14 protein-coding genes are annotated in these 15093 nt (G+C 55.7%); 10 read left to right on the forward strand and 4 right to left on the reverse strand.

Features of this window, described 5'->3' with window-relative positions:
* The first annotated feature begins 187 nt into the window (after positions 1-187).
* From hupB to ACMGG3_RS00810, 4 genes are all read left to right on the forward strand, one after another.
* Entirely contained in the window at positions 188-460 is a 273-nt protein-coding gene (gene hupB, locus ACMGG3_RS00795; RefSeq protein ID WP_002444653.1) for a nucleoid-associated protein HU-beta, read from the forward strand.
* Between the two features lie 212 nt (positions 461-672).
* Positions 673-2544, forward strand: a complete 1872-nt coding sequence (gene ppiD / locus ACMGG3_RS00800; RefSeq protein ID WP_025204855.1) for a peptidylprolyl isomerase — start codon at positions 673-675, stop codon at positions 2542-2544.
* A gap of 148 nt (positions 2545-2692) precedes the next feature.
* Positions 2693-3073, forward strand: a complete 381-nt coding sequence (locus ACMGG3_RS00805; protein WP_040016787.1) for a helix-hairpin-helix domain-containing protein — start codon at positions 2693-2695, stop codon at positions 3071-3073.
* A gap of 99 nt (positions 3074-3172) precedes the next feature.
* Positions 3173-3571, forward strand: a complete 399-nt coding sequence (locus ACMGG3_RS00810; protein ID WP_014168875.1) for a YbgC/FadM family acyl-CoA thioesterase — start codon at positions 3173-3175, stop codon at positions 3569-3571.
* A 60-nt stretch (positions 3572-3631) separates the two neighbouring features.
* Here the strand turns inward: ACMGG3_RS00810 and queC are convergent, their stop codons facing one another.
* Together queC and ACMGG3_RS00820 are read right to left on the reverse strand one after the other, a co-directional pair.
* Positions 3632-4327 (reverse strand): 7-cyano-7-deazaguanine synthase QueC, encoded by a 696-nt coding sequence (queC, locus tag ACMGG3_RS00815; protein ID WP_014168876.1) that lies wholly within the window; start codon positions 4325-4327, stop codon positions 3632-3634.
* A 66-nt stretch (positions 4328-4393) separates the two neighbouring features.
* The gene (locus tag ACMGG3_RS00820) at positions 4394-6094 is read right to left on the reverse strand and encodes an SgrR family transcriptional regulator (protein ID WP_063925415.1); all 1701 of its coding nucleotides are present in this window, start codon (positions 6092-6094) and stop codon (positions 4394-4396) included.
* 101 nt (positions 6095-6195) lie between these two features.
* On the opposite strand from ACMGG3_RS00820, the gene cof reads away from it, so the two are divergent.
* The gene (gene cof / locus ACMGG3_RS00825; protein ID WP_014168878.1) at positions 6196-7014 is read left to right on the forward strand and encodes an HMP-PP phosphatase; all 819 of its coding nucleotides are present in this window, start codon (positions 6196-6198) and stop codon (positions 7012-7014) included.
* Between the two features lie 41 nt (positions 7015-7055).
* Here the strand turns inward: cof and ACMGG3_RS00830 are convergent, their stop codons facing one another.
* Entirely contained in the window at positions 7056-8102 is a 1047-nt protein-coding gene (locus tag ACMGG3_RS00830; protein WP_414149497.1) for a PLP-dependent cysteine synthase family protein, read from the reverse strand.
* Between the two features lie 115 nt (positions 8103-8217).
* Between ACMGG3_RS00830 and ACMGG3_RS00835 the strand changes: the two genes are divergently transcribed.
* The 5 genes from ACMGG3_RS00835 (at position 8218) to amtB (ending at position 14156) form a co-directional block, all read left to right on the forward strand.
* The gene (locus tag ACMGG3_RS00835) at positions 8218-8676 is read left to right on the forward strand and encodes an Lrp/AsnC family transcriptional regulator (RefSeq protein WP_020885204.1); all 459 of its coding nucleotides are present in this window, start codon (positions 8218-8220) and stop codon (positions 8674-8676) included.
* Between the two features lie 50 nt (positions 8677-8726).
* A complete protein-coding gene (locus ACMGG3_RS00840) occupies positions 8727-10499 on the forward strand; it encodes a SmdA family multidrug ABC transporter permease/ATP-binding protein (protein ID WP_032677523.1) in 1773 nt (590 codons plus the stop codon).
* A complete protein-coding gene (locus ACMGG3_RS00845) occupies positions 10492-12273 on the forward strand; it encodes a SmdB family multidrug efflux ABC transporter permease/ATP-binding protein (RefSeq protein ID WP_414149498.1) in 1782 nt (593 codons plus the stop codon). The genes ACMGG3_RS00840 and ACMGG3_RS00845 overlap by 8 nt, the downstream gene beginning before the upstream one ends.
* Positions 12274-12495: 222 nt before the next feature.
* Positions 12496-12834, forward strand: coding sequence for a P-II family nitrogen regulator (gene glnK, locus ACMGG3_RS00850; RefSeq protein ID WP_008503304.1), 339 nt, complete (start codon positions 12496-12498; stop codon positions 12832-12834).
* Between the two features lie 35 nt (positions 12835-12869).
* On the forward strand, positions 12870-14156 hold the full coding sequence (gene amtB / locus ACMGG3_RS00855) for an ammonium transporter AmtB (protein ID WP_020885201.1): 1287 nt from the start codon (positions 12870-12872) through the stop codon (positions 14154-14156).
* A gap of 75 nt (positions 14157-14231) precedes the next feature.
* On the opposite strand, the gene tesB is transcribed toward amtB, so the two are convergent.
* Positions 14232-15092, reverse strand: coding sequence for an acyl-CoA thioesterase II (gene tesB / locus ACMGG3_RS00860; protein WP_020885200.1), 861 nt, complete (start codon positions 15090-15092; stop codon positions 14232-14234).
* Position 15093: the final 1 nt, after the last annotated feature.

Below are 15093 nucleotides of genomic sequence, written 5' to 3' on the forward strand. Positions count from 1 at the left end.
TAAAAGTAAGGCTGGTAAGTCATTTCGCACTTGCCAGCCTTTTTTTGTATAGCTAATTTAGATTGCTGATTAGGCCAGCCATCAACAACGGGTGTTGTAAGGTCATGGCAGGCCTGATATAACTGCTGCGCGGTCGCGTTGTGAAGGATTCAGGCGCGATATAAATTATAAAGAGAGGAAGAGAACAGTGAATAAATCTCAACTGATTGACAAAATTGCTGCTGGTGCTGATATTTCTAAAGCTGCAGCTGGACGTGCGTTAGATGCATTAATTGCTTCTGTTACTGAATCTCTGCAGGCTGGGGACGACGTTGCACTGGTAGGCTTCGGTACTTTTGCTGTTAAAGAGCGTGCTGCCCGTACTGGCCGCAACCCTCAGACCGGTAAAGAGATCACCATTGCTGCCGCTAAAGTGCCGGGTTTCCGTGCAGGTAAAGCGCTGAAAGACGCAGTAAACTGATTGCTTTCCCATCTGAGGGAAGCCGAATAGTACAAGGGCGCATCATTTGATGTGCCTTTTTTGTTTGTCCAGGCCTGATTTGTGCGAGTTTATGCGAGTTGTGGGCTGACAATCGCACCGTTTTCTTGTCACAATACGCCTTTACGCGCGACGGGCAGGATTTTCCGTTAGCGTCAGGTAACCAGTCACCTACAGCGGAGTGTTGTTACACCATGATGGACAGCTTACGCACGGCTGCTAACAGTCTCGTGCTCAAGATTATTTTCGGTATCATTATCGTGTCGTTCATATTGACCGGCGTGAGCAGTTACCTTATCGGCGGTGGCGCGAACTATGCCGCAAAAGTGAATGGCCAGGAGATCAGCCGCGGTCAGTTCGAGAATGCTTTTGCCGGTGAACGTAACCGTATGCAGCAACAGCTGGGCGACCAATTCTCTGAACTCGCGGCAAACGAAGGGTATATGAAATCCCTGCGCCAACAGACCCTGAACCGTCTGATCGACGAAGCGCTGCTGGATCAATACGCGAAAAAACTGGGCCTGGGCATCAGCGATGAGCAGGTTAAAAAAGCCATCTTATCGACTCAGGCTTTCCAGTCTAACGGCAAATTCGACAATGCGCGTTACAACGGCATCATTAATCAGATGGGCATGACTGCCGATCAATACGCTCAGGCTCTGCGTAATCAACTGACAACCCAACAGCTCATCAATGCCGTCGTTGGCACTGATTTCATGCTCAAAGGTGAGACGGAAGAGCTGGCAGCCCTGGTTGCACAGCAGCGCGTGGTACGTGAAGCGACCATCGATGTGAATGCTCTGGCGGCGAAGCAGCAGGTTAGCGACGCGGACATTAACGCCTATTACGAGCAGAACAAGAATAACTTCGTTGCTCCAGAACAGTTCCGTGTGAGCTACATCAAGCTGGATGCTGCCGCGCTGCAGGAAACAGCCTCTGACGCGGAAATTCAGTCTTATTACGATCAGCATCAGGATCAGTTCACTCAGCCGCAGCGTAACCGCTACAGCGTGATCCAGACCAAAACTGAGGCAGACGCCAAAGCCGTGCTGGATGAGCTGAATAAGGGCGCTGATTTCGCCTCCCTCGCGAAAGCAAAATCCACCGATATTATCTCTGCTAAAAACGGTGGTGATATGGGCTGGCTGGAAGAGAGCACCACACCTGACGAACTGAAAAATGCCGGTCTGAAAGACAAAGGCCAGCTTTCCGGTGTCATTAAATCTTCCGTTGGTTTCCTGGTGGCGCGTCTGGATGACATCGAGGCCGCGAAAACCAAGCCGCTGGCTGACGTTCGCGATGATATCGCAGCGAAAGTGAAGCAGGAAAAAGCGCTGGATGCTTACTACGCGCTGCAACAGAAAGTCAGTGATGCTGCCAGCAACGACAACGAATCTCTGGCGGGTGCTGAGCAGGCTGCAGGGGTGAAAGCGGTTGAGACCGGCTGGTTCGGTCGTAACAACCTCCCGGAAGAGCTGAATTTCAAACCGGTTGCTGATGCCATCTTCAACGGTGGTCTGGTTGGCGAGAACGGCACGCCGGGCAGCAACTCTGACATCATTACCGTCGACGGCGATCGTGCGTTTGTTCTTCGCGTCAGCGAGCACAAACCAGAAGCGATTAAACCGCTGGCAGAAGTGAAAGATCAGGTGGTTGCTCAGGTTAAGCACAACAAAGCGGAACAGCAGGCAAAACTGGATGCTGAGAAGATTCTGGTTGACCTGAAAGCGGGTAAACAGGATGCGCTGAAAGCGGCAGGTCTGAGCTTCGGTGAGCCAAAAACGCTGAGCCGTACCGGTCAGGATCCTGTCAGTCAGGCAGCGTTCGGTCTGAGCCTGCCTGCGAAGGACAAACCAAGCTTCGGTACCACTACCGATATGCAGGGTAACGTCGTTCTGCTCGCACTGGACGACGTGAAAGCAGGCACGATGCCTGAAGAGCAGAAGAAAGCGATGGTGCAGGGTATTACCCAGAACAATGCCCAGATCGCTTTCGAAGCGATGATGAGCAACCTGCGCACAGAAGCCAAAATCAAGCTCGGTGACGTGATGACTCAGCAGCAATAATTACGTATTTGCTCGCATATTTTCGTAACGCTCTGCAATAACTAAAGGCCGCTTTCGCGGCCTTTTCCATTTATGCAATCTGCCGTTTGTGCCGGGTTATAACGCTGGATATTGTGGCCTGGCTGTCAACAAACAAGGAGATAACAGCATGAAATGTGGAATCAAGGCTCTGTTCATTACTCTGGCGATTGCCACCACCGGGATGAGCGCAGGTGCGCTGGCGACGACACCTGCGGCGAAAACACCGGCGGTGCAAACCAGGTCTGACGCAGCGGCACCCGCAGCTGGCCAGACGAAAGCCACGGATGCCGGAAAAAGCGCGGATGATGACGGTACGCGAGTCAGTATCAATTCGGCATCGGCAGAGGATCTCGCCCGGGTGATGAATGGCGTAGGGCTAAAAAAAGCGCAGGCGATAGTCAGCTATCGCGAAGAGTACGGTCCTTTCAAAACGGTTGACGATCTTAAGCAAGTGCCCGGTATGGGCGGAGCGCTGGTTGAGCGCAACCTCTCACACCTGACGTTGTAATCACATAATTACTTGCACGGCGGCAAAATTTTGCCAGGATAAAGAGGTCATACCAGTCATGACCTCTTATCCTATAACAACAGTAAAGGCTATTGCGCTATGCAGACAAAAATCAAAGTACGCGGCTACCACATCGATGTTTACCAGCACGTCAACAACGCCCGTTATCTTGAGTTTCTTGAAGAAGCGCGCTGGGACGGTCTGGAAAGCAGCGAAAGCTTTCAGTGGATGACCGCGCACAACATCGCGTTCGTGGTCGTCAACATCAATATCAACTACCGTCGCCCGGCCGTGCTGGGAGATGTGTTGACCATCACCAGCCAGCTTCAACAGTTAAACGGCAAGAGCGGCGTGTTAACCCAGGCGGTGACGCTGGATCCTGAAGGCCAGGCCGTTGCCGACGCGCTGATCACCTTTGTCTGTATCGATCTGAAAACCCAGAAAGCGTTGCCGCTGGAAGGGGAGTTGCGGGAAAAACTGCAGTTGATGATCGTCTAGACTCGTTGTGTTCATGACCCGTGCTGTCGATATTCTGTTCGCCAGCACGGTCAAAGAGGCTTATTTGAGCCCGGTTTTTTTCTTCATCGCCGACATCACGCCCGCTTTATCGGCCAGATAGTGATTCAGTCCGTTTGCGCGCAGATTACAGGCCGCACACTGGCCACAACCATCACCTTTTATGCCGTTGTAGCAGGTAAGGGTTTCGCTGCGAACCATGTCCAGTTTGCCCCAGTAGTCTGCCAGTGCCCAGGTTTCCGCTTTATCAAGCCACATCAGTGGCGTTTCAAAGCGCGTCTCTTTTGCCATCCCCAGATTCACGGCGTGGTTGAGAGCCTTCACGAACTCGTCACGGCAGTCAGGGTACCCGGAGAAGTCGGTTTCACACACGCCCGTGATCACCGCTTCGGCTTTCACCTGGTAGGCGTAGATCGCCGTCAGCGTCAGGAAGAGAATGTTGCGGCCTGGCACAAAGGTGTTCGGAATGCCGCTGGCATCAGGTTCATAGTCAGGAACGGGAATACTGTCGCGGGTGAGGCTACTGACGGCCAGTTCATTTAACAGCGTAACGTCCAGCACCTTATGCGCGCGCGCGCCCAGTTTCAGCGCCAGTTCACGGGCGACGTCGATTTCAGCGCGATGTCGCTGACCATAATCGAAAGTGACACAGTGAACTTCATCGTACTGATGAAGCGCCTGAACCAGGCAGGTAGTGGAATCTTGTCCTCCGCTGAACACGACGACGGCACGTTTCATAAATCATCTCGACAGTTACGGTAAAAACATCATGTTACCGTCTGACTACGGCGACGACCAGCTTCTTCACGATTTGGGGGCCGGGAGCCAGGCTTCGGTGAAATCGAACCAGCCGCGGGTGTTAAGCCGTATGCCATTGACTCCCGGGGGCGCGCTGATTTGGTACTGATAGTTAAACAACGGCGTCAGCACTGCGCTCTCCATGATTTGGGTGAAAATAGCTTTCAGCCCGCGATGCCGGGCATGCTCGTCAGCCTGAGTCTGAACGGCATCCAGCGTCGCCTGCAGATGGGCATATTGCGGCGCGCTCAGCAGGTGCGGCCATAGCGCATCGCAGCGAAGCCACTGCTCAAGGGTGTATTCCGGTGCTTCGCCAATCAGCCTGTCTCCCATCATGAGGTCCGCGTCGGCAAGATGCTGACATCCGTCCCACGTTTTGGCATCGTGAAAGATGACCGTTAACGCGCAGCCCTGGCGGGAAAGATACGCTTTTAGCTGACTCGCCATGGTATGTAACTCGACGGGCAGATGGTAAATCAGGGTCAGCGTCTCAGGCAAAGGGACATCCGTGAGATCCGGCCACTCAGGAATACGCCAGCCCGGCAGCAACTCCTGCGTTGGGGTGATAAGCCCCTCATCCAGAGGAAGAGTATGCAGAAGCGTTGAGAGGTGAATGATGTTGATAAGGCGTCTTGCCTGCATTTCGCTAAGACGCGGGCTGCGCTTCAGTGTGAGGTAGCAAAACCCCAGGCTGATGCTGTTACTCACCAGCCGCAAACGGGTCAGTTCGTCAGGCTCTCCGATGGCGATTTGTACCGGATGCCGGCAGCTGGTTCCAAGCCCCTGATCAAATAGCTGAGGGGTGATCCAGAACTCGATGGCCTTCAGTAGCGGGTGGCTAAGGTGATACTGCTCATGGCTTTCCAGACGAACCAGGTCCGGCTTATACGCGGTGAGCCTGAAAGGTCCGCTGCCTGTCATCGGTTGTGCCGGGTGCGCCACACGGCTGCAATAGGTTGCCAGTCGATGCGCCAGCCAGTAGTCGGGCTTGTGTAAAATAAACGTCAGACACTGCGGATGGGTAACTTCAATGCGCAGCACGCTCTGAAAAAGCCTGTGCATGGCCGGGAGCGTCAACATCGCATTCAGACTCTCCTGTAACTGGACCGTTTCGACTTTATCACCGTTATGCCAGTGAAGCGTGGAGCGAATATAAAAATGCCAGCGCAGTCCGTCCTCCGAAACATCCCAGTGATGGGCAAGATCGCCCGTCGGTTCGCTGCTGTTACCGTGAAAACGCGTCAGCCCGGAAAAAACCTGTCCTGCCAGATGCTGTTCCGCCCGACCGGGTAAAAAGCCGGGATGCAGTGGATCCAGCGAGCGGTAATAGGGAATGCGCAGCGTCGGCGTATCGTTTTGCCACTGGCCGCCTAAAAACGGATGAAGCAGTGACCGCAGCTCCTCCGGTGCCAGCTGGGCCAGCTCAAGCGCGTTATGCTGCTGCCCACGCTTCAGCGCCTCTTCCATCATCGCATTGCGCAGTGACTCCGGGGTGACGTGGAAAGTCAGCTCCCCACGCTTACCGCGGCCAGACTGCGCTCGCCAGCTAAGCCAGCCCGCCTCCTGCGCCTGACGCAGTAACGTACGGACATGCCGTTCGCTGCAAAAACAGCGGGCGGCCAGCTCGCTGATGGTGGCCTGCTGCGTCGCGCCAGCGGAAGGCTGCCACAAACGGTGGTACTGGTTGAGTCGGTTAAGCTGGCGCATGAGAAACCCTGAACAATAATTATCATCTATTCACTATTACTTCCGTATATCTCACGCAATACTGATGCACAAGTTAACCGCATCACATTTCAGGAGTAATCATGGCTCGTCTCGCTGCGTTTGATATGGACGGTACGTTGTTAATGCCGGATCACCGTCTGGGTGAGAAAACCCTGAGTACCCTGAAGCGCTTGCACGAACGTGATGTCACCCTGACGTTTGCCACTGGCCGTCATGTGCTGGAGATGCGCCATTTGCTGGGGGCATTTTCCCTGGATGCTTTTCTTATTACCGGCAACGGGACACGCATTCACTCTGTCGAAGGCGATGTTCTCCACCGTCAGGATCTCAACCCGGAAGTGGCAGATATCGTCCTGCACAGCACCTGGGACACCCGGGCCAGCGTTCATGTCTTTAACGATAACGGCTGGTTTACCGGGCATGACATTCCGGCATTGCTGCACGCCCATGTCTACAGTGGTTTCCGCTATCAGCTTATCGATCTGCGCCGTATTCCGGCTCACGCGGTGACGAAGATCTGTTTCTGCGGCGATCATGACGATCTTTGTCGCTTACGCATTCAGCTGAATGACGCGTTAGGCGACCGGGCGCACCTGACCTTTTCAGCGGTGGACTGTCTCGAGGTTTTGCCGGTTGGGTGTAATAAAGGATCGGCGCTGGCGGTACTGAGCGATCACCTGGGCTTAACGATGCAGGAATGTATGGCGTTTGGCGACGCCATGAACGACCGCGAAATGCTGGGCAGCGTTGGTCGCGGTCTGATCATGGGAAATGCGATGCCGCAGTTGAAGGCAGAGCTTCCCCATCTACCGGTTATCGGGCACTGCGGTAACGAAGCAGTGTCTCATTTTTTGACGCATTGGCTGGACAACAACAACCTCCCATATTCCCCCGAATAGTGAGACCCTTCCAGCAAGCCAGACCCCGGTCTGGCTTTTTTTTATTTCACCAGCTGCGTAATCTGCGCTTTCCACGGCTCAATATCGCCGATGTTTGCCTGAATCCACTGCGCATTGTAATAGGTCTCAAGATAGCGCTCGCCGCTGTCGCAGAGCAGGGTGACGATAGAGCCGGTGCGCCCTTCTTCACGCATGCGAGCCGCAAGCTGCAGGGCTCCCCACATGTTGGTGCCGGTAGAAGCACCGACTTTACGGCCAATCTGTGTCTCCAGCCAGTGCGCGGTTGCCACGCTGGCGGCATCCGGCACGCGGAGCATTTCATCCACCACGTCCGGAATGAATGAAGGCTCCACGCGCGGGCGGCCAATACCTTCAATCTTACTGCCCACCGGGCTGCGCAGATCCGCATTGCGGCTTTGCCAGTAGTCCAGGAACACCGAGTTCTGCGGATCCACCACCATCAGCTGCGTATCGTAGCCCTGACAGCGGATGTAACGCCCCAGGGTGGCTGAGGTGCCGCCAGTACCGGCGCTCATCACGATGTACGACGGAACAGGGTGAGGTTCGTGGGTCATCTGGCGGAAAATACTGTCGGCGATGTTGTTATTGCCGCGCCAGTCTGTCGCTCGCTCGGCAAAGGTGAACTGGTCCATATAGTGGCCATTCAGCCCACGGGCCAGCATTTCAGACGCGGCGTAAATTTCGCAGGCGCTTTCCACAAAGTGGCAGCGTCCACCGTAAAATTCGATCTGCTCAATTTTTCGTTTCGCGGTGCAGGAGGGCATCACGGCGATAAACGGCAGGCCCAGCAGGCGGGCAAAGTAGGCTTCGGATACGGCGGTTGAACCGGAGGAGGATTCAATAATCGTGGTTCCCTCCTTAATCCAGCCGTTACACAAACCGTATAAAAAGAGCGAACGCGCCAGGCGATGCTTCAGGCTACCGGTGGGATGGGTGCTTTCATCTTTCAGGTACAGCTGGATGCCAGCAAAACCCGGCAGAGCCAGGCGAATGAGATGGGTGTCCGCCGAGCGCTGATAGTCGGCATTGATTTCGCTGATGGCATGTTTAACCCAGGCGCTATTCATCGTATTTATCCGTTTGTCATTTTGTGCCCAGCATAGCGAAAAGCACAGAAAAAATTGTTGCTATATGGCCTTTAAAATAGAATGAAGGGAGAAAATTTTTCTCTGTGAGGTGGGTATGCTAGATAAAATAGACCGTAAGCTGCTTTCTTTACTGCAAAGTGACTGTACCCTCTCTTTGCAGGCACTGGCAGATGCCGTTAATCTGACCACCACGCCGTGCTGGAAGCGCCTCAAGAAGCTTGAAGATGACGGCATCCTTCTGGGGCGAGTCGCGCTTTTAGATCCCGAAAAACTGGGGCTTGGGTTGACGGCATTTGTCCTGATAAAAACCCAACATCACAGCAGCGAGTGGTACAGCCGCTTCGTAACACAGGTCTCCGAGATGCCGGAGGTGCTCGGTTTCTGGCGCATGGCGGGAGAGTATGACTATCTGATGCGCGTCCAGGTGGCAGACATGAAGCGTTATGATGATTTTTACAAGCGGCTGGTGAACAGCGTACCGGGCTTGTCGGACGTCACCTCGAGCTTCGCCATGGAACAGATTAAATACACCACAGCACTACCCATTGATTAATTGAATAACTTCCCGGCGTAGCCGGATCCATACCTTCAGGAACAAACCGCGTGCGATTATTTGCCCAATTAAGCTGGTACTTTCGTCGGGAGTGGCAACGCTACCTCGGCGCTGTGGCCCTGCTTATTATCATTGCCATCCTGCAGTTAATTCCACCGAAAGTGGTGGGATACGTGGTGGATGGCGTTACAGAACAGCATTACACCACCGCACGGGTGTTGATGTGGGTCGGCACGCTGGTGCTGACAGCCATCATTGTCTATCTGCTGCGCTACGTCTGGCGGGTACTGCTGTTTGGCGCGTCCTATCAGCTGGCCGTCGAACTGCGTGAAGATTTTTATCGCCAGCTGAGCCGCCAGCATCCCGAGTTCTACCTGCGTCATCGCACCGGGGATCTTATCGCTCGCGCCACCAATGACGTTGACCGCGTCGTGTTTGCCGCCGGGGAAGGGGTGTTAACGCTGGTGGACTCCCTGGTGATGGGCTGTGCGGTTCTGATTGTGATGTCCACCCAGATAAGCTGGCAGCTCACGCTGCTGGCGTTGCTGCCTATGCCGCTGATGGCGCTGGCGATCAACCGCTATGGCGAACAGCTTCATGAGCGCTTCAAGCTGGCGCAGGCGGCATTTTCCTCGCTGAATGACCGTACGCAGGAGAGCATGACCAGCATCCGCATGATCAAAGCGTTTGGCCTGGAAGATCGACAATCCGCGCTGTTTGCAGCCGATGCCGCCGACACGGGGGCGAAGAACATGCGCGTTGCGCGTATCGATGCGCGGTTTGACCCGACAATCTATGTCGCGATTGGCATGGCAAACCTGCTGGCCATTGGTGGCGGGAGCTGGATGGTGGTGCAGGGCTCGCTAACCCTCGGGCAATTGACCAGCTTTGCCATGTACCTGGGGCTGATGATATGGCCGATGCTGGCACTGGCCTGGATGTTTAACATCGTAGAGCGCGGCAGCGCCGCCTACAGCCGTATTCGCGCGATGCTTGCCGAAGCGCCAGTGGTGAATGACGGTAGCGAATCGGTACCGGAAGGGCGCGGCGTGATGAATGTCGACGTCCGTAAGTTTGTGTATCCGCAAACGGAACATACGGTACTGGAGAACGTCAGCTTTACGCTCAAACCGGGTCAGATGCTCGGTATCTGCGGTCCGACAGGCGCCGGGAAAAGTACCGTACTCTCCCTGATTCAACGTCACTTTGACGTCACGCAGGGCGATATTCGCTTCCATGATATTCCGTTGACGAACCTGCTGCTCGATGACTGGCGCGGTCGTCTGGCGGTGGTCAGCCAGACGCCGTTTCTCTTTTCTGACACCGTGGCGAATAACATTGCCCTCGGACGCCCGGCGGCGACTCAGGAAGAGATTGAGCACGTCGCGCGCCTGGCCAGCGTCCATGACGATATTCTGCGTCTGCCACAGGGCTATGAAACGGAAGTGGGTGAGCGTGGCGTTATGCTTTCCGGCGGGCAAAAACAGCGTCTCTCGATTGCCCGCGCGCTGCTGCTGAATGCCGAAATCCTGATCCTTGATGATGCGCTCTCCGCCGTCGATGGCCGCACCGAGCACCAGATCCTGCATAACCTGCGACAGTGGGGGGATGGAAGGACGGTGATCATCAGTGCACACCGGTTGTCGGCGCTGACGGAAGCCAATGAAATTCTGGTATTACAGCACGGGCACATTGCCCAGCGCGGACAGCATGAACCGCTTGCGGAGCAACCGGGCTGGTATCGCGATATGTATCGTTATCAGCAGCTTGAAGCGGCGCTAGACGACGCCCCGGAACAGGATGAGGAGAACGCTAATGCGTAAGACCGTGACGCAGTGGCCGACGCTAAAACGCCTGCTGGCCTATGGTTCTCCGTGGCGAAAACCGCTTTCACTTGCCGTGCTGTTGCTGTGGATTGCCGCGATTGCAGAAGTGAGCGGTCCGCTGCTCATCAGCTACTTTATCGACAATATGGTGGCGAAAAGCTATTTGCCGCTGGGGCTCGTCGCGGGGTTAGGTGTGGCCTACGTTGGGCTACAGCTGACTGCGGCGTCACTGCATTACGCCCAGTCTCTGCTCTTTAACCGGGCGGCCGTGGGCGTGGTGCAGAAGTTACGTACGGATGTGATGGATGCGGCGCTGCGCCAGCCGTTGAGCGAGTTTGATACCCAGCCGGTTGGGCAGGTGATATCCCGGGTGACCAACGATACCGAGGTGATCCGCGATCTGTATGTCACCGTCGTGGCAACCGTGCTGCGCAGCGCGGCGCTGATTGGCGCCATGCTGGTGGCGATGTTTAGCCTCAACTGGCGTATGGCTCTGGTGGCGATCACCATCTTCCCGGCCGTATTGATTGTAATGGTCATCTATCAACGCTACAGCACGCCGATTGTGCGTCGGGTGCGCGCCTATCTGGCTGATATCAACGATGGCTTCAACGAAGTGATCAACGGCATGAGCGTCATTCAGCAGTTCCGCCAACAGGCTCGCTTTGGTGAACGCATGGGGGAAGCGAGCCGGTCGCACTATATGGCGCGTATGCAGACGCTGCGACTGGACGGTTTCCTGCTGCGTCCGCTGCTGAGCCTCTTCTCGGCGCTGGTTCTCTGTGGCCTGCTGATGCTTTTCGGGATGAGCGCGAACGGAACAATTGAAGTTGGGGTTCTGTACGCTTTTATCAGCTATCTGGGACGTCTTAATGAACCGTTGATAGAACTCACCACCCAGCAATCTATGTTGCAACAGGCCGTGGTGGCGGGGGAGCGCGTGTTCGAACTGATGGACCGGCCACGTCAGACCTACGGCGATGATGAGCGTCCTTTGCAAAGCGGAGAGATTACGTTTGATAAGGTCTCGTTTGCTTACCGTGAAGACCGTCTGGTGTTGCAGGACATCTCTCTTGATGTGCCGTCGCGCGGCTTTGTGGCGCTGGTGGGGCACACCGGTAGCGGCAAAAGTACCCTCGCCAGCCTGTTGATGGGCTATTACCCGGTCAGTCAGGGTGAAATCCGCATTGATGGTCGTCCGCTCGCATCACTGAGCCACAATGTGTTGCGCAAAGGCGTTGCAATGGTGCAGCAAGACCCAGTAGTCATGGCCGATACCTTTTACGCCAACGTCACCCTGGGGCGGGATTATACCCAGCAACAGGTGTGGGATGTGCTGGAAACCGTGCAGCTGGCAGAGCTGGCGTGCGGCTTTAGCGATGGGATCAATACCCGGCTTGGTGAGCAGGGGAATAACCTCTCGGTGGGACAAAAGCAGCTTCTGGCCCTGGCGCGGGTGCTGATTGAAACGCCGCAGGTGCTGATACTCGACGAAGCGACCGCCAGCATCGACTCTGGTACTGAGCAGGCTATCCAGCTGGCGCTGGCCGCGGTGCGTGACCACACGACGCTGGTGGTTATCGCACACCGTCTTTCAACGATTGTCGACGCAGACACCATCCTGGTGCTGCATCGCGGTCAGGCCGTCGAACGCGGTACGCACCGGGAGCTGCTCGAAGCAAAAGGGCGCTACTGGCAGATGTATCAGCTGCAGCTGGCCGGTGAAGAGCTGGCCGCCAGCGTGCGTGAGGACGAGTCCCTCAGCGCCTGATGCACCAAAACAAGGCAGCGCGCTAACAGTCATTACTGTTGGTGCAAAACTGAAACGCACCGTGCACTGTCATGGTGCGTTTTTTTTCACCGGTTCGTTAAACATGCTCGTGTAATGCTCATTACAGCGCGTTTCCCTCAGGTTTTCATTTCTGGCACACCCCTTGCAATGTCTTCTGCGTATTAGCGGCGGCCATTACCGAATTCTGACTGGAGGGGATCTATGAAGCTGGTTACGGTTGTAATCAAACCATTCAAACTCGAAGACGTGCGTGAAGCATTGTCTTCCATGGGTATTCAGGGACTGACTGTCACCGAAGTGAAAGGCTTTGGTCGTCAGAAGGGTCATGCCGAGCTTTACCGCGGGGCAGAATACAGCGTTAACTTCCTGCCAAAAGTAAAAATTGATGTCGCGATTGCTGATGACCAGCTTGATGAAGTTATTGATGTCATTAGCAAAGCGGCCTACACCGGCAAAATTGGCGACGGCAAAATTTTCGTTGCCGAATTGCAGCGCGTCATTCGCATCCGTACCGGCGAATCTGACGAAGCGGCACTGTAAGTAACTCCTGGCACACAGTGATAGGGATCGAGAAAATGAAGATAGCAACAATCAAAACGGGTCTGGGTTCGCTGGCACTGCTGCCGGGCCTGGCACTGGCTGCCCCTGCGGTGGCAGACAAAGCCGATAACGCCTTTATGATGATCAGCACCGCGCTGGTGCTGTTCATGTCCATTCCGGGCATTGCGCTGTTCTACGGCGGCCTGATCCGTGGCAAAAACGTTCTCTCCATGCTGACGCAGGTTGCCGTCACGTTCGCGCTGGTTTGCGTGTTGTGGGTGGTCTACGGTTACTCTCTGGCCTTCGGCACGGGCAATGCGTTCTTCGGAAACTTTGACTGGGTCATGCTGAAAAACATCGAACTGACCGCGCTGATGGGCAGTTTCTATCAATATATTCACGTTGCCTTCCAGGGCTCGTTCGCCTGTATCACCGTTGGGCTGATCGTCGGTGCGCTGGCTGAGCGTATTCGCTTCTCCGCCGTACTGATCTTCGTGGTGGTCTGGCTGACGCTCTCCTATGTGCCGATTGCGCACATGGTCTGGGGTGGCGGTCTGCTGGCGAGCCATGGCGCGCTGGACTTCGCAGGCGGTACCGTTGTACACATCAACGCCGCGGTGGCGGGCCTGGTAGGGGCATACCTGATTGGCAAACGCGTGGGCTTCGGTAAAGAAGCCTTCAAACCGCACAACCTGCCGATGGTCTTTACCGGTACAGCGATCCTTTACTTTGGCTGGTTCGGCTTCAACGCCGGTTCAGCAAGCGCAGCAAACGAAATCGCCGCGCTGGCCTTCGTGAACACTGTTGTGGCAACGGCGGGTGCGATCCTCTCATGGGTATTTGGTGAGTGGGCGGTACGCGGTAAGCCTTCGCTGCTGGGTGCCTGTTCAGGTGCAATTGCCGGTCTGGTTGGTATCACGCCAGCTTGTGGCTACGTCGGTGTTGGCGGCGCGCTGCTTGTCGGGCTGGTGGCCGGTCTGGCGGGTCTGTGGGGTGTGACGGCGCTGAAACGTGTTCTGCGCGTCGATGACCCGTGCGATGTCTTCGGTGTACACGGCGTCTGCGGCATCGTCGGTTGTATCATGACCGGTATCTTCGCGGCGAAATCGCTGGGTGGCGTGGGTTACGCAGAAGGCGTCACCATGGTTCACCAGGTGCTGGTGCAGCTGGAAAGTATCGCCATCACCGTCGTGTGGTCTGCCGTTGTGGCCTTCATCGGCTATAAGCTGGCGGATATGACCGTCGGTCTGCGTGTTCCGGAAGAGCAGGAACGCGAAGGTCTGGACGTCAACAGCCACGGCGAGAATGCGTACAACGCCTGATAAGCAAAACGGCAACCCAGGGTTGCCGTTTTCGTTTTGTTCCCTCTCCCGTCGGGAGAGGGCCGCAGTACAGCATCACCCGCGGTTACGCATTACCCCTTCCTGCACCGTCGACGCGACCAGCACGCCATCCTGAGTGTAAAACTCACCGCGCACAAAGCCGCGCGCGCTTGACGCCGAGGTACTTTCCACGCTGTAGAGCAGCCACTCGTTCATGTCGAACGGACGATGGAACCACATGGAGTGATCGATGGTGGCCACCTGCATCCCTTTTTCAAGGAAGCCCACGCCGTGCGGCTGCAGCGCCACCGGCAGGAAGTTGAAATCTGAGGCATAACCCAGCAGATACTGATGAACGCGGAAATCCGCGGGCACGGTGCCGTTAGCGCGGATCCAGACCTGGCGCTTTGGCTCGGCCGTGTGGCCTTTCATCGGGTTATGGAATTCGACAGGGCGGATCTCAAGCGGTTTATCGCAGAGAAACTTCTCCTTTACCTGCGGTGGAAGCAGATGCGCCAGCGCACGAGCGATATCGGTCTCGGATTTGAGATCGTCTGGCGACGGCGCGGGTGGCATCGTTTTCTGATGCTCATAACCCGGTTCCGGCGCCTGGAACGAGGCGGTCATGTAAAAGATAGGCTTGCCATTCTGAACCGCCGCGACACGACGCGCGCTAAAGCTGTTGCCATCCCGCAATACCTCAACGTCATACACGATGGGTTTCGCGCTATCACCAGGGCGTAAGAAGTAGCTGTGAAATGAGTGCACCAGACGGTCTGCAGGGACGGTCTCCTTTGCTGCGTAGAGCGCTTGTCCTACGACTTGCCCGCCGAAGACCTGGCGTAAGCCGAGATCTTCGCTCTGTCCGCGAAAGAGTCCTTCCTCAATTTTTTCCAGATTCAGTAATGTCAGCAGATTGTTCAGTGCCTGACTCATA

The organism is Enterobacter sp. BNK-18 (assembly GCF_047456135.1).
Classification (GTDB): Bacteria; Pseudomonadota; Gammaproteobacteria; order Enterobacterales; family Enterobacteriaceae; genus Enterobacter; species Enterobacter ludwigii.